Annotated in this window: 20 protein-coding genes; 15 read left to right on the forward strand and 5 right to left on the reverse strand. The window is 70.5% G+C overall.

Annotated elements, in window-relative coordinates:
- Positions 1–13 precede the first annotated feature (13 nt).
- The 6 genes from ACFVH5_RS12300 (at position 14) to ACFVH5_RS12325 (ending at position 8,319) form a co-directional block, all read left to right on the forward strand.
- Entirely contained in the window at positions 14–1,423 is a 1,410-nt protein-coding gene (locus tag ACFVH5_RS12300; protein ID WP_385833471.1) for a KamA family radical SAM protein, read from the forward strand.
- Positions 1,420–2,766: a pyridoxal phosphate-dependent aminotransferase gene (locus tag ACFVH5_RS12305; RefSeq protein ID WP_385833472.1), complete on the forward strand. Its 1,347-nt coding sequence runs from the start codon at positions 1,420–1,422 to the stop codon at positions 2,764–2,766. The genes ACFVH5_RS12300 and ACFVH5_RS12305 overlap by 4 nt, the downstream gene beginning before the upstream one ends.
- On the forward strand, positions 2,763–3,545 hold the full coding sequence (locus ACFVH5_RS12310; RefSeq protein ID WP_385833473.1) for a thioesterase II family protein: 783 nt from the start codon (positions 2,763–2,765) through the stop codon (positions 3,543–3,545). Before ACFVH5_RS12305 ends, ACFVH5_RS12310 begins: the two co-directional genes overlap by 4 nt.
- 82 nt (positions 3,546–3,627) lie before the next feature.
- Positions 3,628–4,347 (forward strand): thioesterase II family protein, encoded by a 720-nt coding sequence (locus ACFVH5_RS12315; RefSeq protein ID WP_385833474.1) that lies wholly within the window; start codon positions 3,628–3,630, stop codon positions 4,345–4,347.
- A complete protein-coding gene (locus ACFVH5_RS12320; RefSeq protein WP_385833476.1) occupies positions 4,344–5,168 on the forward strand; it encodes an SDR family oxidoreductase in 825 nt (274 codons plus the stop codon). Before ACFVH5_RS12315 ends, ACFVH5_RS12320 begins: the two co-directional genes overlap by 4 nt.
- Positions 5,169–5,241: 73 nt before the next feature.
- On the forward strand, positions 5,242–8,319 hold the full coding sequence (locus ACFVH5_RS12325; protein ID WP_385833477.1) for a non-ribosomal peptide synthetase: 3,078 nt from the start codon (positions 5,242–5,244) through the stop codon (positions 8,317–8,319).
- A gap of 258 nt (positions 8,320–8,577) precedes the next feature.
- Here the strand turns inward: ACFVH5_RS12325 and ACFVH5_RS12330 are convergent, their stop codons facing one another.
- From ACFVH5_RS12330 to ACFVH5_RS12345, 4 genes are all read right to left on the reverse strand, one after another.
- Positions 8,578–9,117: a hypothetical protein gene (locus ACFVH5_RS12330; RefSeq protein WP_385833478.1), complete on the reverse strand. Its 540-nt coding sequence runs from the start codon at positions 9,115–9,117 to the stop codon at positions 8,578–8,580.
- Positions 9,118–9,216: 99 nt separating this feature from the next.
- On the reverse strand, positions 9,217–10,947 hold the full coding sequence (locus tag ACFVH5_RS12335) for a hypothetical protein (protein ID WP_385833479.1): 1,731 nt from the start codon (positions 10,945–10,947) through the stop codon (positions 9,217–9,219).
- 705 nt (positions 10,948–11,652) lie between these two features.
- Positions 11,653–12,027 (reverse strand): fic family toxin-antitoxin system, toxin component, encoded by a 375-nt coding sequence (locus tag ACFVH5_RS12340; RefSeq protein ID WP_384800856.1) that lies wholly within the window; start codon positions 12,025–12,027, stop codon positions 11,653–11,655.
- A complete protein-coding gene (locus ACFVH5_RS12345; protein WP_385833481.1) occupies positions 12,024–12,275 on the reverse strand; it encodes a plasmid mobilization protein in 252 nt (83 codons plus the stop codon). Before ACFVH5_RS12345 ends, ACFVH5_RS12340 begins: the two co-directional genes overlap by 4 nt.
- Before the next feature lie 526 nt (positions 12,276–12,801).
- On the opposite strand from ACFVH5_RS12345, the gene ACFVH5_RS12350 reads away from it, so the two are divergent.
- From ACFVH5_RS12350 to ACFVH5_RS12390, 9 genes are all read left to right on the forward strand, one after another.
- Positions 12,802–13,800 (forward strand): substrate-binding domain-containing protein, encoded by a 999-nt coding sequence (locus tag ACFVH5_RS12350; protein WP_385833482.1) that lies wholly within the window; start codon positions 12,802–12,804, stop codon positions 13,798–13,800.
- 111 nt (positions 13,801–13,911) lie between these two features.
- Positions 13,912–14,961 carry a galactitol-1-phosphate 5-dehydrogenase gene (locus ACFVH5_RS12355; protein WP_384800847.1) on the forward strand — a complete coding sequence of 350 codons (1,050 nt, stop codon included), beginning with the start codon at positions 13,912–13,914 and terminating at the stop codon, positions 14,959–14,961.
- Positions 14,958–16,469, forward strand: a complete 1,512-nt coding sequence (locus tag ACFVH5_RS12360) for a ribulokinase (protein ID WP_385833483.1) — start codon at positions 14,958–14,960, stop codon at positions 16,467–16,469. Before ACFVH5_RS12355 ends, ACFVH5_RS12360 begins: the two co-directional genes overlap by 4 nt.
- A gap of 26 nt (positions 16,470–16,495) precedes the next feature.
- Positions 16,496–17,458, forward strand: a complete 963-nt coding sequence (locus tag ACFVH5_RS12365) for a sugar-binding transcriptional regulator (protein WP_385833484.1) — start codon at positions 16,496–16,498, stop codon at positions 17,456–17,458.
- 26 nt (positions 17,459–17,484) lie between these two features.
- On the forward strand, positions 17,485–19,038 hold the full coding sequence (locus tag ACFVH5_RS12370; RefSeq protein ID WP_385833485.1) for a sugar ABC transporter ATP-binding protein: 1,554 nt from the start codon (positions 17,485–17,487) through the stop codon (positions 19,036–19,038).
- Complete coding sequence (locus ACFVH5_RS12375; RefSeq protein WP_385833486.1) at positions 19,035–20,054, forward strand: ABC transporter permease; 1,020 nt, start codon at positions 19,035–19,037, stop codon at positions 20,052–20,054. Before ACFVH5_RS12370 ends, ACFVH5_RS12375 begins: the two co-directional genes overlap by 4 nt.
- Positions 20,055–20,121: 67 nt before the next feature.
- Entirely contained in the window at positions 20,122–21,021 is a 900-nt protein-coding gene (gene deoC, locus ACFVH5_RS12380) for a deoxyribose-phosphate aldolase (RefSeq protein ID WP_385833531.1), read from the forward strand.
- Between the two features lie 16 nt (positions 21,022–21,037).
- On the forward strand, positions 21,038–22,528 hold the full coding sequence (locus ACFVH5_RS12385; protein WP_384800832.1) for an aldehyde dehydrogenase family protein: 1,491 nt from the start codon (positions 21,038–21,040) through the stop codon (positions 22,526–22,528).
- Positions 22,521–23,426 carry an aldehyde dehydrogenase family protein gene (locus ACFVH5_RS12390; protein ID WP_385833487.1) on the forward strand — a complete coding sequence of 302 codons (906 nt, stop codon included), beginning with the start codon at positions 22,521–22,523 and terminating at the stop codon, positions 23,424–23,426. Before ACFVH5_RS12385 ends, ACFVH5_RS12390 begins: the two co-directional genes overlap by 8 nt.
- A gap of 374 nt (positions 23,427–23,800) precedes the next feature.
- On the opposite strand, the gene ACFVH5_RS12395 is transcribed toward ACFVH5_RS12390, so the two are convergent.
- A complete protein-coding gene (locus ACFVH5_RS12395) occupies positions 23,801–23,956 on the reverse strand; it encodes a hypothetical protein (RefSeq protein WP_385833488.1) in 156 nt (51 codons plus the stop codon).
- Positions 23,957–24,577: the final 621 nt, after the last annotated feature.

Genomic DNA, 24,577 nt, shown 5'->3' on the forward strand with positions numbered 1-24,577 from the left:
GAAGGAAGGGCACATGGAAGCCGCAGCCAGCCACCTGGCCGGCCCCGCGTCGTACCGCGCGTACGGGCCGAGGAACCTCGACCGGGTGGCCGCCCGCTACGGACTCTCCGACGGCGTGCGCGCGGCCGTCGAGCGCTTCTCGATGGTGCTGCCCTTCCGGGTCAACGACTATGTTCTGTCCGAGCTGATCGACTGGTCCGACATTCCCGCCGATCCCGTCTTCCAACTGGTCTTCCCCCAGCCGGGGATGCTGCCGGCCGCCCATGAACGCGCACTGGGGAGGGTGGCGTCACGTGCGCCGTCGGACCGGCTGCGCATCGACACCGTCCGCCGCATCCGGGCGAGCCTCAACCCTCATCCCGGGGGCCAGCGGGAGCTCAACGTCCCGCTCGCGGACAGTGCCCGGCTGCCGGGCGTCCAGCACAAGTACCGCGAGACGGTCCTGTACTTCCCTGCTCAAGGGCAGAGCTGCCACGCCTACTGCACGTACTGCTTCCGGTGGGCGCAGTTCGTGGACGACGCGGAGCTGCGCTTCGCCGCCCACGGCCCGGAACGGCTGGTCCCCTATCTGCGGCAGCGGCCCGAGGTCAGCGACGTCCTGGTGACCGGCGGCGATCCGATGATGATGTCGGCCGCACTGCTGCGCCGTCATCTGACGCCGCTCCTGGACATCGAGACCGTACGCACCCTGCGGATCGGGACCAAGGCCGTGGCGTACTGGCCCGCGCGCTTCGTCACCGACCGGGACAGCGACGACGTCCTGCGGTTCTTCGAACAGGTGACAGCCACCGGCCGGACGCTGGCCGTGATGGCGCACTTCAGCCACGGCAGGGAGCTGACGACCGATCTCGCGCGCCGCGCTCTCGCGCGGATCCGGTCCACCGGGGCGGTCGTCTACTGCCAGGCGCCGCTCGTCGCGCACGTCAACGACACCGTGGACGCGTGGACACAGTTGTGGCGGCAGGAGAGCGCGGCGGGCGCGGTGCCTTACTACATGTTCGTCGCCCGGGACACCGGCCCGCACCGCTACTTCGAAGTGCCGCTGTCGCGGGCCGTGCACCTCTTCCAGCAGGCCTACCAGCGGCTGCCGGGCCTGGCCAGAACGGTGCGCGGGCCGGTCATGTCGGCCTCCGCGGGCAAGATCGTGGTGGACGGCGAACTGTCCCTGCCGCACGGCCGGTTCTTCCAGTGCCGGCTGGTGCAGGCCCGTGATCCCGCCTTGGTGGGCCGCCCGTTCCTGATGCGTCACGACGACAGCGCCGCGTGGATCGACGCTCTGCGCCCGGACGACGCGACCGTGCCCGCGGACATCGCCGCGGCCCTGCTCGACGACGTGGCAGGACCGGACCAACCGGAGCCCGCCGATCTCGCCGCCGGACCGGACGCACTTTCCGTCACAGCCGAACAGCTGGAGGGCCGATGAGCGACGAAGTCTCCCGTGCGGCGCCGGCCGGCGGGCGGCCCGTGCGGTCCTGGCGGGTCTCCCCCAACCTGGCCCTGGACCGGCTCGTGGCCGAGCGGCGGGCGGCCGGGGAGCCGCTGGTGCACCTCGGGTTCGGCGAGGCACGACTGCCCGTGCTGCCCGAACTGGTGGAGCGGCTGACGTCCGGCGCCGGACGCACCGGCTACGGCGAGGTGGCGGGCGATGCGGCCGTCCGCCGCAGCGGGGCCGCCTATTTCGCGCGCCGGGGGCTGCCGACCGGGCCCGAGCAGGTGGTCCTCGCCCCGGGTTCGAAGCCGCTGCTGATGGCGCTCTTCGCCGCGGTCGACGGCGATGTCCTGCTGCCGAACCCGAGCTGGGTGACGTACGCGCCCCAGGCCGAGCTGTTCGGCCGCCGGGTGCACCGGGTGCCGATCCCCGACCGGTGGGGCGGTGTGCCCGACCCCGAGGCGCTGCGGGCGGTGTTGCGGGACCTTCGCCGTGCGGACGGACGCCGGCGGGTGGGCACGCTGGTGCTGACCGTGCCCGACAATCCGACGGGCACCACCGCCCCGCCGGACCTCGTGCGCGAGGTGTGCGAGGTGGCCCGGGGCGAGGGGGTGACCGTCCTCTCCGACGAGATCTACCGCGATCTGCCGCACTCCCCCGGCCGGCCCTTCCTCAGCCCCGCCTCGGTGGCGCCGGAGCACACCGTGGTCCTGACCGGGCTCAGCAAGAGCCTGGCGCTGGGCGGCTGGCGGATAGGGCTGGCCCGGTTCCCGGACAGTGCCCGGGGGCGCCGTCTTCGCGACCGGGTGCTCTCGGTGGCGAGCGAGGTGTGGTCGACGCCGTCGGGCCCGATGCAGGAGGTGGCCGCGTACGCCCTGGCCGAGCCGCCACCGGTGCGCGAGCGGATGGCGGCCTCCGCCCGGCTGCACGGCGTCGTCGCCACCGCGGTGCACGACATCATGGTGGCGCACGGTGCCCGGTGCCGTGCTCCCAGCGCCGGCTTCTACGTGTACCCGGACTTCGAGCCGTTGCGCGAGGACCTCGCCCGACACGGCATCCGGGACTCGGCGTCCCTGGCGGAACACCTGCTGAAGCAGGCCGGTGTGGCCGTGCTGGGGGGACACCACTTCGGTGACTCCGCCGGAGCCCTGCGGTTCCGGGCGGCCACGAGCATGCTCTACGGGGAGAACGCGCGACAGCAGACGGCCGCACTCGACTCGCCCGACCCGCTGCGGCTGCCCTGGATCGCCGATCAACTGCGTACGCTGGACGCCGCGTTCGGCGCACTGGCCCCGCCCGGGGGCCGAACCCGCTCCCGGCACCGGGAGGCGACGTGAGCCTGCCGCCTCTCAGGCTCCTGTCCGACCGCCGCCGGACGGGCGCCGACATCGTCTGCTTCCCGTACGCGGGAGGCGGGCCGAGCGTCTTCAGGCAGTGGCCCGCAGTGCTGTCCACGGCCGGCACCGTGTGGTCGGCCCATCTCGGCGGCAGGGAGGGCCGCTTCCACGTACCGCCGAACACCGAGCTGAAGGAGCAGGTCGCCGAACTGGCGGAGGCGGTACGGGCGTTGGCGGTCGGCCCGCTGATCCTGTACGGACACAGTCTGGGGGCGACCCTGGCCGCGCACGTCGCCCAGGAGGTTTTTCCCTCCATGTCCGCGCCGTCGCTCCTCGTCGTGGCCGCCCGCACCCCGCCGTGGGCGGCTCCCGCGCCCTTCGCCGCCGACGAGCGGCCGACCGACGCGTGGACGGACGACGAGATCCTCGCCTCGTTCCGCTGGGCCGGAGGCATCGACGACGCGCTGCTCGACGACATGGAGCTGCGGGAGGTGTTCATGCCCGTCCTGCGCGCCGACGCGATGCTCGCCGGAGACCGGCAGTTTCTGCATGAACGGGCTGTCGACTGCCCGGTGCTGGCCCTCTACGGGACGGACGATCCGCTGGCGGACGCGGACCGGACGGCGTCCTGGCAGCGGTTCACCACCGGCGCCTTCGCCCATGTGCCCGTCAGCGGCGGTCACCTGTTCGTGAACACCCACAGCACCCGGGTCGCCGGACTGGTGGCGGACGCCGCCCGTCAACTGTCCCCGGGCAAGGGGGCGCCCGGCCATGACTGACCGGTTCCTCGACCACCCCCGCCGAAACTCCGCACCGACAGCACCCGGCATGCCACGACCGGCCAACGAATTGCGAGGAACCATGCCGTCCGATCACCTCTCACTCGTCTGCCTGCCCTTCGCCGGCGGCGGAGCCAGCTTCTTCCGCGGCTGGAGAAAGCCGCCGCAGCCCGGCATCGAGGTGGTGCCGCTCCAACTGCCGGGCCGCGAGGAGCAGTTCCATCGGAGCCCGTTCACCGACGTCGCCGACGCCGTGAAACACCTGACACCCCAGGCACTCGAACAGACCGCGCACAGCACACGGATCGCCCTGTTCGGACACAGCCTCGGCGCGATCCTCGCCTACGAGGTGGCACGGGAACTCGAACGGATCACCCACCCGGCACTGAATCACCTCTTCGTCAGCGGCTCCCCGCTTCCCTGGGCGGGACCCCGCGAACAGACCGTCGCGATCGACGACGACGAGTTCCTGCGGCGGGTGCAGGACTTCGCCGGTTACCGGCACGAAGCGTTCGACGACCCGGACCTGCGTGAACTGCTCCTGCCCACGCTGCGTGCCGACGTGATGATGCACGAGAGCTACCGGCCGTCCTCCCGGCAGCCGCTGACCGTCCCCGTCACCGCGCTGCGCGGCACCCAGGACACCCTCGTGTCACGCACGCAGGCCCAGGAGTGGAGGCACGTCACCACGGGCCCCTTCACCTATACGGAGCTGCCCGGCGGGCACATGTACCTCACGGACTCACCGGAGCCGGTACTGCGCGCCGTGGCGGGTCACCCGGCAGCAGAGGGCACGCCATGACGCTGAAGGGCAGAACGGCCCTGGTCACGGGCGCGGCACGGGGGCTGGGGCGGGAGTGCGCCGTCCGGTTCGCCCGGGAGGGCGCCGATCTGCTGCTTGTCGACATCGCTCAGGACCTGGACGGTGTGCCCTATCCGCTCGGCTCACCCACCCAGTTGGAGCACACCGCCGAATTGTGCCGACTGCACGGCAGCGCCGTCGTGGCCGAACACGTCGACGTGCGCGATGCCGAACGGATACGGACCGTGGTGGAAGGAGCGCTCGACAGGTTCGGCGCGGTGGACGTGCTCCTCAACAACGCGGGCATCGCCGCCCCCTCGGGCAGAGCGGCGCACGAGATCGAGGAGGCCGAGTGGTCACTCATGCTGGACGTCGACCTGTCCGGCGCCTGGCGCATGATCAAGGCGGTGGCACCGGCGATGGTGGCGCAGCGGTCGGGCAGCATCATCAACGTGTCCTCGACCGCGGGCCTGGTCGGGTACCGGCACTTCGCCGGATACGTGGCCGCCAAGCACGGCCTGATCGGGCTGACCAAGGCCGCTGCCCTCGACTACGCGCCGTTCCAGGTGCGGGTCAACGCGCTGTGTCCGGGTTCGGTCCGTGACGACCCCGTGGTCGAGGGACGCATGCTCTCGGAGATCGCCCGCTCCCTCGACGTACCGGCCGAGGACCACGCCGAGACCTTCCTCCAGGGACAGCCGATGAACGCGCTGATCGACCCCTCCGCGATCGCCGGGGCGGCCCTGTGGCTGGCCGGTGACGACTCTCGGCAGGTCACGGGCAGCGCACTCACCGTCGACGGCGGCTTCACAACCCGCTGAGCGGCACACTCCGCCGGGCCGTCCGCCCTCATCGATCCGCAACCGACCCGCAACGACCGACCGGAGATGTCCCATGACGACCGTCACCCGTACGCGCGGTCCGATCGACGGGTCGCGTGCGACCGGGCCACGGCCCCCCTTCGGACACCGGCCCTGCGAGCACGCACAGGCCTGCCACAGCCTGGTGGTCCGCGTGCCCGGCCCGCTCGACGAGGTAGCGCTGCGACACCACCTCGCGGCCGGCGCCGCCCGCCACCCCGCGGCGACCCCGCTGCGTGTGTGGATCACTCCTGTACCGATGGGCCACGCGGACGCCCGGGCACGAGACCTGGTACGCGTCGAGGCGCTGCGACCCATCGGTCCCGGCCGCCACCCGGTCCGTGCCGTGGTGGTGTCGTACGCCGACGGGGTGGCCGATCTCGTCCTGGTGGCCGTCCGGTCGGCGGTGCCGTACCCGGTACTGGGCCCGCTGGCGGGGTTGCTCCTGGAGGGGCCCTCGGCGGCGAAGATCCCCGCGTTCGCCGCGACCGCCGCCACCGGGTCCGCCCTGCCTCGGCGGGCCGTCGAGTGGGGGCTCGGCGACCCGGGGCAGACGGGGACGACCGGCAGCGTGCGGTTCGCTCTGTCTCCCCTGGCCGGTTCCGACCGACGGCTGCTGCTCGGCGCGGTGGCGCTGACGCTGGCCCGCTACGGCCAGCGCGACACGGTGGAGATCGGCGCCCTCGCACGGGACGGCGGCCCGTACCGCGGACCTCTGTGCGACGACTCCCTCGCGCACCCGAGCGGTTACGTCGACCGCAGGAGTGGTGAACCCGGCCACGTGAACAGCGAACTCGATCGCGGGAAGCACGATGGGGAGGAAGACGGCTTCGTGTACCGCGGAACCGTCGACGAGCGAGCGGACCTGTCCACGCTCCTCGCGCAGTTCTCCGCGGGCCCCGTGACAGCGCCCAGCACACCGGCCGTCGGTGTCGTGTTCGGCGTCACGGAGGAGGCGGCCCGCTATCAGCCCTGTCTGGCACCGCTCTTCCCGCTCACCCTGTACACGACCCCGCGGCCGGACGGTTCACTCGCGGGGACGTGCTGGTTCGACGAGGGCGAGATCGCCCCGGAGATCGCCGAGCAGTTCTGCGGGCACGTCACCCGCCTCGCCGGCCGGTTCACCAGGCTGTCCGCCGAGGAAACGGTGTCGCGGATCCCCCTCATGACACCGGACGAGACACAGAAGATCCTCCGACTGGGCGGGGCCGGGATCGCGGAAGGAACAGCCGAACGGATCGACCGCCTCTTCGAAGCGGTGGCGCGCCGGCAACCGGACAACATCGCACTGGAGGCGGACGGGACGGAACTGACGTATCGCCGGCTCGACGAACGGGCCGCCCGCATGGCGGCGGGGTTGCGCGCGCTCGGAGTGTCCCCGGGGCGCCGGGTGGGTGTCTGCCTCGATCCGGGAATCTCCCTCGTGCCCACCCTGCTCGCCGTACTCAAGGCCGGCTGCGCCTATGTGCCCATGGACGTGCGGTATCCATCGGAACGCCTGCGTCACATCGTCGAGGATGCGGAGCTGCCGGTCGTCGTCACCACCACGGAACGGTTTCCGGCCGTCGACGACGTACGGACCGTGACTCCAGACGAGTTGCTCGCCACCGGTACGACGGCCACCGCCCCGCCTCCCGACACGGAAGGAACGGACTCGGGCTCGGGCTCGGTTTCGGGCTCGGGCTCGGGCTCGGGCTCGGTTTCGGGCTCGGTTTCGGGCTCGGTTTCGGAGCCGGGTGCGGGCTCGGCCGCCTACGCGATCTACACCTCCGGTTCGACCGGCCGTCCCAAGGGTGTGGTCGTACCGCACAGCGCCGTCGGCGCCCTGGTGCGGGCGACGGAGGCGGACTTCGGGCTGTGCCCCGCCGACGTGTGGAGTCTTTTCCACTCCAGCGCCTTCGACTTCTCCGTCTGGGAGATCTGGGGCTGTCTGCTCACCGGAGGCCGTCTGGTGGTCGCGCCGTACTGGGTCACCCGCGACACCGACGAGTTCCACTCGCTGCTGGCCTCCCGGCGCGTCACCGTGCTGAACCAGACGCCGTCGGCCTTCGCTCCGCTCATCCGCGCAGACCTGCGATCGGCCGACCGGCTCGCCCTGCGGCTGGTCGTCCTGGGCGGGGAGACGCTGCCCGCACGAGTGCTGGCAGCCTGGTTCGCCCAGCACTCCCCCACCAGTTGCCGGGTGGTGAACATGTACGGCATCACCGAGACCACCGTGCACACGACAGCGCAGACGATGACGCCCCGTGCCGTCCTGCACGACTCCCAGTCGGTCGGCCACGCGCTGCCCGGCTGGTCCGTTTCGGTCCGTGACCGCTCGGGACGACTCCTCCCCCCGGGGCCGACCGGCGAGATCTGGGTGGCGGGGGCCGGGCTGGCCGACCGCTATCTCGGACAGCCCGGCCTCACGGCCGAACGGTTCGGCGCGGACCCCCTCACCGGTGAACGCACCTACCGCAGCGGCGACTTGGGACGGCTTCGCCCCGACGGGAGCCTCGACCACCTCGGCCGGTCCGACCAGCAGGTGAAACTGCGGGGGCACCGGATCGAACTGGAGGAGATCCGCTCCGTGCTGCTCGCCGACCCCTCGGTCCACGAGGCGGCCGTGGTGGTGCGGCAGGAGATCCCTGGCGACCCCGCGAGCAGCAGGATCGACGCCTACGGACTGCTGACGGAGTCCGCCGATCCTCGGCAGGTGCTCGCCGAGGCGGCCCGGTTCCTGCCCTCCTACATGATCCCGACCACCTTCACGCCGGTGCCGTCGATGCCCCTGACCGCCAACGGCAAACTGGACACGTCACGACTTCCCGTACCCCTGCCGCAGGTCCGGCAGCACCACCCGTCCGGTGCGGAGAGCGACCCGGCAGCTCCGCAGCCGGTGTCCGGCGCCATCACCGAGGACATCCTGCGTATCTGGAGCCGACTCCTGAAGACGGAGGTGGGTCCCGACGACAACTTCTTCGAGCTGGGAGGAAACTCCCTCCTGGTGGTGCGCGCGCTCTCCGAGATGCAGAGAAGGCACCTACCGAAACCGTCGGTCAGGGAGTTCTACGACAACTCGACCGCGGCACAGTTCATCCGGCTCGTCAGCGGCCTGGAAACGAACACCTGAAACATCCCGCCCGCGAAGGACCTCACATCGGGGCTGCCCGGTCAACAGATGTGATCGGGGGCGTTGAGGGCGGTACCGTGCTGCGCCGAGACGGCCGTCGCGCGGTGCAGCGCGACGGCGTCCCTCCGGAACTCCTCCGCAAACGGAGACGCACCTCCCACCGGGACATGCCTCCCTGGACAGTCAAGGTCCGCTGTCAGGGCGTCCGCTCCACAGGATCAGCCTGAGTGTCCTCGTCAGGGCTTGGGAGGAGATACGTCAGCCCGTGCGCCACATGGCCGTGGTGGCGCTGGTCGCCTTCAGGATCACCTCGTCCGACTGGTCGGCCGACGCAGGCCACAGCCGGACGAGGTAGGTCTCCACTGGCAGTTCCGCGGTGCGTGCCTCCCCGTCGTCGCGGTGGGTGGCGGCCACCAGCAAGGCGTACCGCCCGGCCGGCAGATCCGTTCCCAGTGGCAGTTCGGCCGGTGGGGAGGCATCCTCGCCGAGCAACGACGGCGGCCCGCCCGGCCAGTCGACGGTGATCACCGCCGCGTCCTGCCAGTCGTCGAGGTCCAACGGCGGCGCGGCCGTCCAGGTCTCGGCAGTGACGTGCACCGGGTCGGAGGAGACTCCCGTGGCGATCACGGCCACGGTCCCCTCCTCGAACGGCCGCGTCTCGGCCGGGATCCCGAGCAGCCCGTTGCGGGGCAGATCCAGGCAGCCGGGTGGCGCTCCGGCCGTGGCCAGGGTGAATCGGTTGTACTCCACGACAAGGAGGCCTGTGGCGCGTGTACGGGGCGATGCGCGGTCGGTCATCTGGGGTGCCTTTCAGCCGGGGCCAGGCGGGGCCGCTGTCCGGGAGAGCCCGCGAACTTGCCCTGGACAGCGGCCTCGTCACTGACGACCGGAACGCTACTACTGGACCCAGACCCGGAAGGGATCGTTGTCCAGCACCCGGTTGGTCTTGTAGAAGCCTCCCAGGAACGCGCCCTGGTGGGAGTTGTCCGTGCTCGGAAGCATGCAGGAGGACCAGCCGAGCGGGCCGGTCACCCCGGTGGGCACAGCCCACGCGGCGTCCATCTCGCACCACTCCTCGCCGGTCGGCATCGTCTGGATGGGGGGAGCGAACGTACGCGCCGTGCCCGCGGGGTTGGCCGTCGACGCCCCTTCGTACGTGGACCGCATGGGGTACTCGTCGCACTGTTTGTTCGCAGGCCGCACCCACGTCGGCGTGGGCGGACAGGCCCGGTCACCGTTCTGACGCTTCTTGGTCGAGTCGGTCAGTCGGTGCAGCGGGTCACCGGACGGGTACAGGCCGGGCAGCCCGGAATTCTGGGCCGCTTCCACATGCCAGCCGACCGTCGGGTACAGACCGTTCTTGTAGATGATCCACGTCGGTACGTAGACCGGTACCGCGCATCCGGCACCGAACACGGAGTTCACCGATGTTCCCGGGACGTAGTCGCCCATGTCGTTGCCGTCGGTGGAGAAGGCGTTGTCGCAGCGGATCTGGGGCGGGGGCGGGACGGTGACGGTTTCCGACGGCTCGAATCCGGCGGCGGTGACGTAGTAGTTCCACGTGGGGGCCAGGTGCGTGATCGCCCCCACTTCGTCGTGGCTCGGCTCCCAGGCGGCCTCGCCGTCGTTGTTCCGGTTTCGCGTGTAGTTACCGGTCCTGAGCCCGGTGTCGGAGATCGGTTTGCAGTCGCCCGAGCAGGTGGCCCATCCGCGGATCTGCTGAAGTCCCCAGAAGTCGATGGTTCCGGCCCGCTCGGCGAAATACTTGTTGATCCGGATCTGGTTGATGATGTTGTCGATGTCGCCGCTCATGTAAATGTAGGAAGTCTCGATGTGTTTGGCGGTTCCCACCTCGATCGGTCTACCGTTGACGATCTCAAGGTAGACGACGGTGATGTCGCGGATCTGGCATTCTTGCGAGCGTGTGTACCACCAACCGCTGAAAGCGTGATCGAAACACCAGGACGGCGGATCTACGTACTCCAGCACACCGACGTCATCCGCTGCCGCACCAGCCGTTTTCGCCTTGTTCAGGGATACGGAACGCTCTGCGTCAGTATTCCCCGATGCGGATCGCGCTTTTCTGATCACCTCGGCACGTGCTGCCAGGCTCGCCGCGGAGCCGGGCGCGTTCACCTTCGTACAGGTGATGATCGTCCTGCCGGCCAGGCCGTCCGGTGCGCGGCTCGACAGCGGCTCGGCCTTCTCGGCCTTGGCCTTCAGCGACGCGGGCGAGCAGGTGTCGGAGGTGATTTTCTGCTCGTCGGCCTGCTGGGGCGGCGTTTCGGCCGATGGAGTTCCAGTCGGCGGCCTCTCGGCCGACAGAGCCACGGGTGGCACGGCCGGGGCGGAGTGGGGCGCGGCCGGAAGAGCCGACGCCGTGCCGGATGTGCCGATCAGTGTCAGCGCGCTGAACGCGGCGAGCAGCCCTAATTTGAGCCTGAGCTGCCTTCGTGATCTCACTCGAATATCTCGTGCCCGCTGTCTCATGTACTTCCCCTCGGCGAAAGATGGGACGAGACCCGCGTCGAGCGCGGAAGGCAGCGGGGTACACACGTTTTTCCGCGAGTCCTCCTGCCGCGTTTCCCACGCCAGCGACGCAACTCCCTTTACGGGAACAACTTGCACTCACGTCGCAGAAGGCAACAAGGTGATACACAGGAATGGCCGGATATGCGCCACGGGGGCTTTTTACGTGATGACGGGAATCGGATGTTCCGGAATCCGGCAAGCGTCGGCATCACCACCGGCGGGTGTCCGGGCTGTGTGCGACATACCGTTGGTTACAGGGTTACTCGGAAGTGGATTCTTCCGATGACGGTCCGCACGGCGAGGGCGGCATGTCCGAAGGGGACCTCGGTGATGCCGATGCGGGACCGGGTGGATGTGGTCGATCACCGAAGCCGATCCGGACTGGCTGGTGCCGCTGATCGAACCGAAATGGGCTTACAAGGTCGCGGGGGGGGCTCTCCCGCTGGTCGGGGCCGCGGTGTGACATCTGCGGCCGTGCGCCGAGGGACACGGCCAGACCTTTGCCGGAAAGGCTTCACGCAGACCATGAAGACCAAGTACCGCTAGGCGGGCCGGGGCGGCTGAGCCGCTGTCCTCGATGCCGCCCTCGTCACCGCTGAACGTCAGGCCGTACGCACGCAGAACGCGATGGCCGTACGCCCGCCGATCCCCCGCTCGCCAAGATGTCAGACGGCGCTCTGCGCTGCCGTCGGCAGTGCACGGCCCGTCAGCGCCCAAGCGTGGGGCAGTTGACGGCCAGGACCTCCGAAACTCGGCTACCTCGAACTCCGCGATCACGGAAAGCACTGACCGGGACGGTCGTCAGCGGGCGATCCACGTCCTGATCTCGTCACCGACCTGCCGCACGCTCAACGCGTCACGGTTGATACGCCCCGCGAGGGCAGCCGCCTGCTTGGGCTGCACGTCGACGATGACGCCACTGACCGTCAGGTAGGAGGCGGCCACGACCGCGGCGAACAGTTCGTTCGAGTGCTCCAGCCCCGGGCAGCGGATCAGCTGGTGCATGAGGGCTGCCGCGCGGTGATGGGGCTCGCTGTAGACGGGCGTGTCCAGCACCTCGTCGGCGTGCCTGCAGGCCGCGGCCTGCAGCGTGCCGAAGTCGGTGACGTCAGGATCGGAGGGGAGGTGGCGGTGCGCAAGGTCGAGGAGCCAGGCGCGGTCGATCCGTACGATCACGCGGCGGCCGCCGACTTGCCATCGGCCTTGGCCTTGTCCGGGTGTCCGAACTCGTCGGCGAAGCTCTCGGCCCAGGCGTCGGCGAAGTGCGCGCCCGCGGCGAGGAAGCGGTGCCGCAGGTCGTTGCCCTCATCGGCGAGTACCTGCTTGGCGTACGCCTGCACGGACATGCCGGCCGCCTTCGCCCGCGCCTCGATGCCGGCGTGCGTCTCCGCATCGACCCGCACATTGATCTGCTTCTGATCCATACGCGCATGATAGCGGGCCGTACGACAAGCTACGCGCGGTTCGTAGTGCCCTCCGGCCGCGACAGGGCCGACGGCATCGGCGCAACGTCGAGTCCCCTCCTGCGAGCGGGCTGAGTGGTCGGCATGCGCCGGTCACACACGGCGGGCGCGGCAAGCGTTCGAGGCGCGTATGCGATCGCCGCCGAACCGTGTCGCAGTGCGCCAGTGCAGCCGCGACCCGCCAGTGCGGCCGCGACCTCCTCGGACGGGGCCACCCTGCGACCTGCGCCGAACTGTCCCAGATGCCGACAGCGCTGGTCTCCGAGGTCGGCTCGGAGCGAGTTCAGGTACTCCCCCACCGATTCAGCGGGCGGTCACCGACCCGCCACCGCCACAGCACCCCACCCCACCTCACCTCACCGAGCGACCGAGCAGTCGCTCCCTCCCGCGCACGCCGTGCTCATGAGAGCAAAAAAATCAGCATGTGTTGCCGTGAAGTTAATTCTGGACCTACTGTCCGTCGCCAGGACCACATCAGGAGGCCCATATGCGTACCAAGCGCATCTTCGGGATCTTTATCACGGCATCCACTCTTGTATCGCTCAGCGCGTGCTCCGTCTCGACCACCCCGGGCGGCTCGGACGGCGACGGCGGCAAGAAGGCGGCCTCGGACAGCCTGTCGATCGGCTTCAGCCAGGCGACCCAGCAGTCCCCGTTCTACGTGCAGTTGCGCACCGGCGCCGAGCAGGCCGCGAAGAAGGCCGGGGCCAAGCTCAACTTCGCCGACGCGGGTGACGACGTGACGAAGCAGAACAACGACATCCAGGACCTCATCACCCGCGGTGTCGACGTACTGCTGGTCAACCCCGTCGATCCCAAGGGTGTGAAGGCGGGACTGGCCGCCGCGAAGGCGGCGGGGATCCCGGTCGTCACCGTCGACCGCCCGGTGCCCTCCGGTGCCGTCGCCCATGTCGGGCGCGACAACAAGGAGATGGGCCGGCTCGTCGGCGCCGAGGTCGTCAAGGCCCTGGGTGCCAAGGGCGGCAAGGTCATCGAGATCAAGGGCGACGCGGGCGGTGCCGTCGCCCGCGACCGCAGTGCGGGGTTCCACGAGGCCGTGGCGGCCAACAGCAAGATCAAGATCGTGGCGGGGCCCTACTGCGACTACATCCGCGCCAAGGCCGTCACGGCCATGCAGGACCTCGTGCAGACGAACCCCGACGTCAAGGCCGTCTACGCGCACAACGACGACATGGCCCTCGGCGCGCTCCAGGTGCTCAAGGAGAACAACCGCACCGACGTCAAGGTCGCCGGTGTCGACGGGCTGATGGAGGCCGTGAAGTCCATCGCCGCCGACGGACCGTACATCGCGACCTCGCTCAACGACCCGATCTCGCTCGGCGCCACCGCCGTACAGACCGCGCTGGACGCCCAGGAGGGCAAGAAGGTCTCCGCCGAGGTCGACGCCGGGACCGGTCTGATCGACACCGGCAACGCCGCCACGTACAGCGGCTCCACCACCTTCGCCCTGGCGGACAAGAAGTAACGTTTCGCCGCCCTTCGCCCGCGTGGGCGAGACACGACGCCCCACCGCACGCGCCGGGCCGGATCCGGCCCCGCCCCCACCCGAGAGAGCGATACGAAAATGCCGCAAACCATGCGAGCCGCCCTGCTGCACGCCCCGGGCGACATCCGCGTCGAGGAGGTGCCCGTACCGGTGCCCGCGCCCCGGGAGGCGCTCGTCCGTGTCGCGGCGTGCGGGGTCTGCGGCTCCGACATACCCAGGATGCTGCGTCCCGGAGGGGCCTACCACCTCCCGCTGATCTGCGGCCACGAGTTCTCCGGACACGTGGTGGCGCTCGGCGCGGAGCTCGCGGCGGCAGGCACGGTCAAGGAGGGCGACCTGGTGGCGGTCCCGCCGCTGATTCCCTGCCGCCGCTGCACCCCCTGCACCCAGGGACACTTCAGCCTCTGCGAGGACTACGACTACTTCGGCAGTCGGCGCGCCGGCGCCTACGCCGAGTACGTGACCGTCCCCGAGGGCAATCTGATGGTGCTGCCCCCGGACCTCGACCCGCGCGCCGCCGCGATGCTCGACCCGGCCGCCATCGCCCTCCACGCCATCTGGCGCACCAAGCTGCGCACCGGTCACCGGGTCGCGGTCGTCGGCGCGGGACCCATCGGCCTGTTCGCCATCCAGTGGGCGCTGCTCGCCGGCGCGCACGAGGTGCTCTCCATCGACGTCAGCGAGGAGAAGGCCGCGATGGCCATGGAGGCCGGCGCCACCCACACCGCCACCACCGCCGAGCGGGCGACCGAACTCGCGGGCCAGGGCTACGACGTCATCATCGAGTCCGCCGGTGTGCCGGCCACCGCTGACCAGGCCGTCTCCCTCGCGGCCCGGCACGGGCAGGCCGTCTTCATCGGCATCCCGCACGATCCCGTCGTCCTGCCGAAGGCCACCTTCAGCAATTTCCTGCGCCGGGAGGTCACCCTTCACGGCGCCTGGAACTCTTTCTCCGCCCCGTTTCCCGGTGACGAATGGCGCACCGCCGCCCGTGCCATGGGGGACGGTAGCCTCCGCTGGAAGTTCATGATCACTCACGAACTGGGGCTCGACGACGTCTCCGCGACCCTGCGTCAGCTGGGCGAGCGGTCCATCTTCAGCTCCAAGGTCCTCTTCATGCCGAACGGAGACCGTCCATGAGCGCTCTTCTCGCCATCGACCTGGGTACCGAGAGCGCCCGGGTGGCCGTGTACAGCGCCGACGGTGCGGAACTCGGGCTGAGCCAGAGCGGCTACCCCACCTCCTTCCCGCACCCCGGCTGGGCCGAGCAGAACCCCGAGGACTGGTGGCACGCCGTGGTCACGGCCACCCGCGCGGCCCTCGCCGAGGCGGGCTCGCCCCCGGTGGCCGGCGTCGCCGTCGCGACCACCGCGTCCACCGTCGCCGTACTGGACGGGGCCGGACGGCCGCTGCGTCCCGCACTGCTGTGGATGGACAGCCGGGCCAGCGCGGAGTCCGCGCTGACAGCCACCCTGGACCATCCGGTCCTGCGGTACGCGGGCGGCTCCGACGCGGTCGAGTGGCTCGTACCGAAGGCCATGTGGCTGGCCCGGCACCAGCCGGACGTCTACCGTGCCGCCGGCCACATCGTCGAGGCGGTCGACTACCTCGTCTGGCGCCTCACCGGCGAGTGGACAGGCTCGCGGATGAACGCCGTCTGCAAGTGGAACTACGACCCGCGCGGCGCCGGGCTCCCCGACGACCTCTACGCGGAGCTGGGCGTACCCGACCTCCGGGACAAGCTCCCCAGCCGTATCGTCCCGGTCGGCGACCCCGTCGCGCCCGTGCAGCCCGGTGCCCGCGACGAGCTCGGCCTCACCGGCGGGGCCGTGGTCAGCGCCGGCGGCATCGACGCCCACCTGTCCCTGCTCGCCGTCGGCGGCGCGCGGACCGGCCGGGTGTCGGTCGTCTGCGGCACATCCACCGCTTTCGTCACGGAGATCGACGATCCGGTCTTCCCACCCACCGTCTGGGGCCCCTATCCGGATGCCCTGAACACCGGCCGGTGGCTGGTCGAGGGAGGGCAGGTCACCTCGGGGTCCGTGCTCACCTGGGCCGGTGAACAACTCCTCGGCCGGCCCCGCGCGGAGCTGCCCGCCCTGATCAAGGAAGCCGCGGCGCTGCCTCCCGGCGCGCACGGGCTGATGGTCCTCGACTACTTCATGGGCAACCGCACACCGCTGCGCGACCCCCGGCTGCGCGGCGCAGTCCTCGGCCTGACGCTCGGCAGCCGTCCCGCGGAGGTCTACCGGGCCGCCGTCGAAGGCGTCGCCTACGGCACCCGTCAGGTCCTCGACTCGTTCGTCGAAGGCGGCGTACCGGTCGAGGAAGTGTTCGTCTCCGGAGGTATCCGGCACAACCCGTTGTGGCTGCGCACCACCGCGGACGTCCTGGGCCGCCCGCTGCTGCTGGTCGCCGAGAGCAACCTCACCCTGCGGGCCTGCGCGGTCGCCGCAGCCGCCGGGGCCGGTCAGGCCGCCTCCCTCGCCCAGGCCGCCACGGGCTTCGCCCCGCGCGTGACGGTCATCGAACCGGACTCGTCCCACCGCGCGGCCTTCGAACAGGGATACGCGGACTACCGGGCCGCGACCGATGCCACGCGCGCGATCGCCCACCGGCTCAGCGCGCCCGACCGCCACCCGGGCTGACCCGGCCGTCGGACAAGGAGGTCCGGATGACCAACATCGAGGACGAGGCCCTGCTCTACCAGGTCGCCTCCCTGTACTACGAACAGAACCGAACGCAGGAACAGATCGGGGAGGAACTCCACTTCACCCGCTGGAAGGTGGGCCGACTGCTCGCCGAGGCCCGGGACGCGGGGATCGTACGGATCGAGGTCGTCCACCCCAAGGCCCGTATGCGCAGCCTGGAGGAACGGTTGCGCGACGCCTTCGGGCTGCGCGACGCCGTCGTGGTCGCCGCCGACCGCGTGGACGACGAGCGGCTGCGCGCCAGGGTCGCCGAGGCCGGTGCCGACTACCTCACCCGGCTGAACCCGACGCCCCGCCAGCTGGGCGTCTCCTGGGGCCGCACCCTCGACCTGCTCGCCGCCCGCCTGCTGCCCGGCTGGGCCAGCGGCGTGCACGTCGTCCAGATCAACGGGGGCCTCAGCCGCTCCCGCACCCCCACCTCCGCCCAGGACATGGCGGGCCGGATCGCGCACCTCGCGCAGGGCACCCTCAGCGTCCTGCCGGTGCCGTCCATCGTGGAACAGGAGACCACCCGCCGGCTCCTGGAGCAGGACAGCGCGGTCTCCGACGTCCTCGACCAGGCCGCCGCCGCGGACACCGTGCTCTTCAGCCCCGGCGGCATAGGAGCCGACTCGGTGCTGGTCAGCTCCGGATACCTGACCGCTGACGACCTGGCGTCCCTGGCCGCCGCCGGAGCCGTCGGCGATGTCGCGGGCCGTTTCATCGACGCCCGGGGAGCCATCGTCGACCAGCCGCTCGACGACCGCACCCTCGGGCTCCCGCTGGAGCACCTGCGCAACAGCGCCGTCTCCGTGGCCGTCGTCTCGGGCACCGCGAAACACGCCGTGTGCGCGGCCGTGGTCTCCAGCGGCCTGTGCAACACCCTCGTCACCGATCAGCACACCGCGGCCCACCTGCTCGCCATGCACCAGCGGGAGGAACTGTGAGCGCCAAGAGCCAGAAAGGAGGATCCGTGCACCCTCACGACACCGCTGCCCCGGCCGGCGAGGACACCCCGCGGCTGATCATGCGCGGCATCGTCAAACGCTTCCCCGGCACCCTCGCCAACGACGGTGCCGAGCTGGTCGTGCGCCCCGGCGAGGTCCACTGCCTGCTCGGTGAGAACGGGGCGGGCAAGAGCACCCTGATGAAAATCCTGGCCGGCTCCTACCAGCCGGACGCGGGCGAGATCCTGCTCGACGGCGAGCCGGTCGCCCTCGCCGGTCCGCAGGCCGGGCTGGCCGCCGGCATCGCCGTGATCTACCAGGAACTGGATCTCGTACCGGACCTGACGGTCGCCCAGAACCTGCTGCTCGGCCACGCCCCGTCATGGGGCCCCGTCGTACGCCGCAAGGAGCGCGCCGAACTGGCCAGGGCCGCCATCGCCCGGGTCGGCGGGGACTTCTCCGTCCACACGCCCGTCCGCGCGCTGCCCATCGCGGCGCAGCAGCTCACCGCGATCGCCAGGGCGCTCACGGCCGACGCCCGTCTCATCGTCATGGACGAGCCCTCCGCCACCCTCGGCGAGAGCGATCTGCGCACGGTGTTCGAAGTGATCCGCTCCCTCACCGCGCAGGGCCGCTCCGTCATCTACATCTCGCACCGCCTCGACGAGGTCATGGAGATCGGCGACCGCGCCACGGTGATGCGCGACGGCCGCTCGGTCGCCGTCCGGGACCTGGCCACCACGACGGCCGACGAGCTGGTCGCCGACATGATCGGCGAGAACCGGGAACTCGTCCGGACCACCGACCGGCCCCGGCCGGAGGGCCCGCCCCTCCTGGAGATCCGCTCCGCGCAGATCCCCGGGCTGATCGACGTCAAGGACATCGAGGTCCGGGCGGGCGAGATCGTCGGCCTCGCGGGGCTCGGCGGCGCAGGCCGCACCACCCTCCTCAAAGCCCTGTTCGCGGACACCCGCGCCACCGTCTCCGCGGCCGTCGACGGCAAGGACCTGCGGTTGCGCAGCCCCGCCGCCGCCGTACGGGCCGGTCTGGCGCTCGTCCCGGAGAGCCGCAAGGAACAGGGGCTGATGCTGGAGCTGTCCGTCGCCCGCAACGCCGCCGTCACCGCGATCAACCGCAGGCCCTGGCTGTTCCCCCGACGCCGCGGCCGTCGGCTCGCGTCCCCGGTCATCACCGATCTCGGCGTGCGGTGCTCCTCACCGGACCAGCCGGTCGGCAAGCTCTCGGGCGGCAACCAGCAGAAGGTCGTGCTGGCCAAGTGGATCACCAGGGGCGACATCCGGGTCCTGCTGCTCGACGAGCCGACCCGCGGCCTGGACGTGGGCGCCAAGGCCGACCTCTACCGTCAGGTCCGCCAGCTCGCCGACCAGGGCGTGGCCGTCCTGCTGGCCAGCAGCGAACTGAGCGAACTGACCGCCAACGCCGACCGCGTCTGGGTACTGCACGAAGGCCGCAACGTGGCCTGCTTCGACCCCCGCACCACCGACGAGAGCACGATCGCGCACCCCGTCATCACCGGTGCGACACCCACCAGAGCGATATCCCCTGGAGCACCCTCATGAGCACATCCACCACGGTGGTCGACCCGAAATCGGCCCCCGGCGACAGGAGCCCGCGGCCCCCCTCGCCCCGGTGGCGGGGCGCCGACCTCATCGTCAGGTTCAACCTGGTACTCGTCTTCCTGGCCCTGTGCGTGGTCGCGAGCCTGCTCGCCCCCGAGTTCCTCACCGTCCGCAACATGTCCAACCTGCTGCAGCAGTCCGCGCTCACGGGCATCGTCGCCGTCGGGATGACGCTCGTCATCCTCACCGCCGGGATCGACCTGTCGGTCGGCAGTGTCGCCGCCTTCGGCGGTATGACCGTCGCCCTGCTGATCGACCACGACATCAACTTCGTGCTGGCCATCGTGGTGAGCCTGGCCGCCGGCGCCGCCTTCGGCGCCCTCATGGGCGGACTCTCCGCCTACCTCTCGCTGCCCGCGTTCATGACCACCCTCGCCGGACTCACCGCCATCCGCGGTCTGACCTACCTGCTGACCGACGGCGAGCCGGCCGGGGGCGAGATCCCGCACGCCTTCCAGCTCCTCGGCGGCGGATTCGTCGGTTACGTGCCCATCGTCGGCCTGATCTTCGTCGCGGTCGCCGTCGCCGCCGGGCTCCTGCTGCGCGGGACGACGTTCGGCGAGTACATCTACGCCGTGGGCAGCAACAAGGAGGCGGCCCGCCTCTCCGGACTGCCGGTGCGCGGCGTGATCACCGCGGTCTTCGCCCTCTCCGGGGCGCTCTCCGCGCTCGCCGGGGTGCTGCTCACCTCACGGCTCACCATCGGTCAGCCCACGGCGTTCAACGGCCTCGAACTGGACGCCATCGCCGCCGTCGTCCTCGGCGGCACCAACCTCTTCGGCGGACGCGGCGGCGTCATGGGCACCTTCGTCGCCGTGCTGCTGCTGTCCGTGCTGCGCAACCTGTGCAATCTGATGGGTCTCGGTTCGTTCTTCCAGATGGTCGTCACCGGACTGATCCTCGTGGTCGCGCTCATCCTCAACATGCTCATAGAGAAGCGAGGTTCCCGTGCCTGACACCGCCAGTCCCGCCCCCCAGGCACCCCCGGCCCCCGCACACAGCAACGCCGCACTGCGTGCCCTCATGGACGCGACTCCCGGCGTCGACGAGGCGGGCGTCCACGCCCGCGTGGCCGACCTGGCGACCCGCTCGGTCAAGACGACCACCAAGGCACGCGCCATCGACCTGGCCATTCGCATGATCGACCTGACGACCCTTGAGGGCGCCGACTCCCCCGGCAAGGTACGCGCCCTGTGCACGAAGGCCCTGCTGCCGGACCCCACCGACCGCACGGTTCCGCCGGTGGCCGCCGTCTGCGTCTACCCCGACCTCGTCGGCGTCGCGGCACGCGCCCTGGAATCCACGAACGTGGGCGTCGCATCCGTCGCCTCCGCCTTTCCCGCGGGGCGCGCACCGCTGGAGGTCCGTCTTCTCGACACCCGGTACGCGGTCGCCGACGGCGCCACCGAGATCGACATGGTGATCGACCGGGGGGCCTTCCTCTCCGGGGACTACCGCAAGGTGTACGACGAGATCGTCGCCGTCAAGGAAGCCTGCGACCGGTCCGACGGCCCGCCGGCCCATCTGAAGGTCATCCTCGAAACCGGTGAACTGGCCACGTACGACGCCGTACGCCGTGCGTCCTGGCTGGCCATGCACGCCGGGGCCGACTTCATCAAGACGTCCACAGGCAAGGTCGCGCCCGCCGCGACGCCCGCCGTCACCCTGATCATGCTCCAGGCGGTCCGCGACTTCCGCGCCGCGACCGGCCGCCAGGTCGGCGTCAAACCGGCCGGCGGCATCCGCACCACCAAGGACGCCCTGCGCAACCTCGTCATGGTGAACGAGACGGCAGGGCCCGACTGGCTCGATCCCCACTGGTTCCGCATCGGTGCCTCCAGCCTGCTCAACGATCTGCTGATGCAGCGGACGAAGCTGACGACCGGCACGTACCCCGGTCCCGACTACTACTCCGCGGACTGAAAGGGATCAAGCGCACATGTCAGACCGCCCCACGCCCCACGCCGCCTCCACCCCGCAGGAATCCTCCGGGTCCGGCGCCCTCCTGTACGCTCCCGCACCCGAATCCAGGGCCGTCGTCTCACTGCGGCCCGCCTACGGACTCTTCGTCGACGGCGAGTTCACCGAACCGGGCGAACAGACCCTGGTCAGCGTCAACCCGGCCGACGAGGAGAAGCTCGCCGAGGTGACCCTGGCCACCGAGGCGGACCTGGACCGCGCCGTCGCCGCGGCACGCCGTGCCTACGACGGCGTGTGGTCGCGGACCAGCCCCTCCGAGCGCGGCAAGTACCTCTACCGGATCAGCCGGATCATCCAGGACCGCGCCCGCGAACTCGCCGTGCTGGAATCCCTCGACAACGGCAAACCCATCAAGGAGACCCGGGACGTCGACATCCCCCTCGCCGCCGCGCACTTCTTTTACTACGCGGGCTGGGCCGACAAACTGCCCTTCGTCTCCCCCGGCGTGCCCGCGCCGCGGCCGCTCGGCGTCGCGGCCCAGGTCATCCCGTGGAACTTCCCCCTGCTGATGCTCGCCTGGAAGATCGCCCCGGCGCTCGCGGCAGGCAACACCGTGGTCCTCAAACCCGCGGAGACCACCCCGCTGACCGCCCTGGCCTTCGCCGAGATCTGCCAGGAGGCCGAACTGCCGCCCGGCGTGGTCAACATCGTCACCGGCGCGGGGGCCACCGGCCGGGCGCTCGTCGCCCACCCCGGCGTGGACAAGGTGGCGTTCACCGGCTCCACCGACGTGGGCCGGGAGATCGCCAGGACCGTCGCCGGCACGTCCAAGCGCGTCACGCTGGAACTCGGCGGCAAGGGCGCCAACATCGTCTACGCCGACGCGGCGCTCGACCAGGCGGTGGAAGGAATCGTCACGGGGATCTTCTTCAACCAGGGACACGTGTGCTGCGCCGGATCCCGGCTGCTGGTCCAGGAGTCCGTCGCGGAAGAAGTCCTGCACCGGCTCAAGGAACGGGTGGCCCGGCTGAGGCTCGGCGACCCGCTGGACAAGAACACCGACATCGGCGCCATCAACTCCGCCGCCCAGCTCGCCCGTATCCAGAACCTCGCCGAGGCCGGCCGGGACGAGGGAGGCGAGCAGTGGTCCCCGTCCTGCGAACTGCCCTCCCGGGGCTACTGGTTCGCGCCCACCGTCTTCACCGGGATCACCCAGGCGCACCGGATCGCCCGCGAGGAGATCTTCGGCCCGGTCCTTTCCGTCCTGACCTTCCGCACCCCGGAAGAGGCCGTCGAAAAGGCCAACAACACCCCCTACGGGCTCTCCGCGGGCATCTGGACGGAGAAGGCCAGCAGGATCCCCTGGACCGCGAACCGGCTGCGCGCCGGAGTGATCTGGTCGAACACCTTCAACAAATTCGATCCCACGAGCCCTTTCGGGGGCTACCGCGAGTCCGGCTACGGGCGCGAGGGCGGACGGCACGGACTGGAGGCGTACCTCAATGGCTGACACGGCCACGGCACCCGAACCCGCACCGGCGGCTCCGGCGCTCCGGCGGATGCCTGTGCACAAGACCTACAAGCTCTACCTGGGCGGCGCCTTCCCCCGCTCCGAATCGGGCAGGAGCATCCCCGTGACCTCGTCGGACGGCGCCCACCTGGCCAACGCCGCGCTCGCCTCACGCAAGGACGCACGCGACGCCGTCGTCGCGGCACGCTCCGCGTCCGGCCCCTGGGCCTCGCGGACGGCCCAGCTCAGGGGCCAGATCCTCTACCGGATCGCCGAGATGATGGAGGGCCGCCGCGCCCACTTCGTCCAGGATGTCATCGACGCGCAGGGCATCGACGAGGCAGCGGCGCAGGACGTCGTCTCCGCCGCGATCGACCGCTGGGTCTACTACGCGGGCTGGACCGACAAGATCACTCAGGTACTGGGCGGGGGCAACCCGGTGTCGGGACCCTACGAGAACAACTCGTCCCCCGAACCCACGGGCGTCGTCGCGATCCTCGCCCCTCAGGACTCACCCCTGCTCGGGCTGGTGTCGGTCGTCGCCCCGGTGATCGCCGCGGGCAACACCGCGGTCGTCGTGGCGAGCGAACGCGCCCCGCTTCCCGCCGTCACCCTCGCCGAAGCACTCGCCACCTCCGACCTGCCCGGCGGGGTCGTCAACATCCTCACCGGCCGCACCGCCGAGATCGCCCCGACCCTGGCCGCCCACGCCGACGTCAACGCGCTCGACCTGGCCGGAGCGGGAGACCTCGCCACAGAGCTGGAGACCGCGGCGGCGGCCACCCTCACGCGGGTACTGCGCCCGGAACCGTCCCCCGACTGGAACGTACTGCCGGGCCTCGCCCGCATCACACCGTTCCTGGAGACGAAGACGATCTGGCAGACCGTAGGACGCTGAACAGCACTTGGTGTGCTGTACCGCAAGCCTGACCTGCGGTACAGCACACCATTGACCTTCTTCAGTTCGCCGGTGAGCCTGCCGAGCCCGCCCAGGGCTTCGTCCCTGCGGCCACCCCCGGACAACTCCACGGCGGCGTTGGCGTCCCCGTTCACCGACTGCGGGCCCATGCCCGCCGTACTCGGCTTCTGGTCACGGCCTGCGGAACGGGCTGGAGCAGGCAACCGTGACCACGCGACACTTCGACTGGATCCGGTTCGCACCTGCGTCGGCGTGGATTTCCACGCCACCGACGCAGCGGCTCTGCGCCGAAGCCAGAAAGGCCACGAGAGGGGCCGCCGGCTCAGGCTGACCGCTGGTCAAACGCTCTGGGCCTAGAAGAAGTGCTTGCGTCCACCGACCGCGCGGCCGGTCGCACCCAGGACCCACAGAACGACGCCCACCAGAATGAGGATGCCGCCGAGGGTCGTGAGCAGCCCCATGCCGACAAGCAGGCCGATGAGCAGCAGAATAAGCCCAAGAATGATCATTTCAAGTTCCTGTCGTCAGGTCACACTCAGACGCATACGCGAATGAGCTTCACAACGGCCCAAAGTCCGCCCGACCGGTAGGTCCCGGCCCCGAACCGCACCAGAACCTCCGTTCGACAGCCCGAGTGCCCGGCGACACGAAATCCACACACCCCCCGCAAAAATTCGCCAGGAAACGGCTGCCCAACCGGACCGATCCCTGCAGCCCCCACCTGCCGGTGCATACATGGACGTGGACGCAGGGTCCCCGCAGAGGTGGGGCTGACAGCGTCAGGACGCCGCTCACGAAGGTCTCCCTCGGACCACCCCCGCAAGCCCAGAGTGATCCTCCCGCTACCCCACCGCCCTGCAGGCCGTTGAGGCCGTGGCCCCCGTAGCGCCCCCGCACCGACAACTCGGTGAGTGGCCCGGGGTTGAGAGAACGGTGCGCACTCCGGCCCGGGGGCTTCCTCGTTCGCGGGTGTAGGTCTCACGGTTCGAGTCCTGTTCCGAGGCTGTGAGGAACTGCGGCTGGCCCCCATGTGTCACGCCGTGTCCATGCCGGCCACTCTGACGCTTGCGTCCGAATCGAGGAGCAGGCGGCCCGCCCGCACGAGGTCGTCCGCAGCGCATCGCCCCTCT

It is taken from the genome of Streptomyces sp. NPDC127119 (assembly GCF_042677425.1).
Lineage (GTDB): Bacteria > Actinomycetota > Actinomycetes > Streptomycetales > Streptomycetaceae > Streptomyces.

Excerpts from the sequence above, each read along its gene's own strand:
- ACFVH5_RS12300 (WP_385833471.1), top strand. The coding sequence starts at position 14 with ATGGAAGCCGCAGCCAGCCACCTGGCCGGCCCCGCGTCGTACCGCGCG.
- ACFVH5_RS12305 (WP_385833472.1), top strand. The coding sequence starts at position 1,420 with ATGAGCGACGAAGTCTCCCGTGCGGCGCCGGCCGGCGGGCGGCCCGTG.
- ACFVH5_RS12315 (WP_385833474.1), top strand. The coding sequence starts at position 3,628 with ATGCCGTCCGATCACCTCTCACTCGTCTGCCTGCCCTTCGCCGGCGGC.
- ACFVH5_RS12320 (WP_385833476.1), top strand. The coding sequence starts at position 4,344 with ATGACGCTGAAGGGCAGAACGGCCCTGGTCACGGGCGCGGCACGGGGG.
- ACFVH5_RS12325 (WP_385833477.1), top strand. The coding sequence starts at position 5,242 with ATGACGACCGTCACCCGTACGCGCGGTCCGATCGACGGGTCGCGTGCG.
- ACFVH5_RS12330 (WP_385833478.1), bottom strand. The coding sequence starts at position 9,117 with ATGACCGACCGCGCATCGCCCCGTACACGCGCCACAGGCCTCCTTGTC.
- ACFVH5_RS12345 (WP_385833481.1), bottom strand. The coding sequence starts at position 12,275 with ATGGATCAGAAGCAGATCAATGTGCGGGTCGATGCGGAGACGCACGCC.
- ACFVH5_RS12350 (WP_385833482.1), top strand. The coding sequence starts at position 12,802 with ATGCGTACCAAGCGCATCTTCGGGATCTTTATCACGGCATCCACTCTT.
- ACFVH5_RS12355 (WP_384800847.1), top strand. The coding sequence starts at position 13,912 with ATGCGAGCCGCCCTGCTGCACGCCCCGGGCGACATCCGCGTCGAGGAG.
- ACFVH5_RS12360 (WP_385833483.1), top strand. The coding sequence starts at position 14,958 with ATGAGCGCTCTTCTCGCCATCGACCTGGGTACCGAGAGCGCCCGGGTG.
- ACFVH5_RS12365 (WP_385833484.1), top strand. The coding sequence starts at position 16,496 with ATGACCAACATCGAGGACGAGGCCCTGCTCTACCAGGTCGCCTCCCTG.
- ACFVH5_RS12375 (WP_385833486.1), top strand. The coding sequence starts at position 19,035 with ATGAGCACATCCACCACGGTGGTCGACCCGAAATCGGCCCCCGGCGAC.
- deoC (WP_385833531.1), top strand. The coding sequence starts at position 20,122 with ATGGACGCGACTCCCGGCGTCGACGAGGCGGGCGTCCACGCCCGCGTG.
- ACFVH5_RS12385 (WP_384800832.1), top strand. The coding sequence starts at position 21,038 with ATGTCAGACCGCCCCACGCCCCACGCCGCCTCCACCCCGCAGGAATCC.
- ACFVH5_RS12390 (WP_385833487.1), top strand. The coding sequence starts at position 22,521 with ATGGCTGACACGGCCACGGCACCCGAACCCGCACCGGCGGCTCCGGCG.
- ACFVH5_RS12395 (WP_385833488.1), bottom strand. The coding sequence starts at position 23,956 with ATGATCATTCTTGGGCTTATTCTGCTGCTCATCGGCCTGCTTGTCGGC.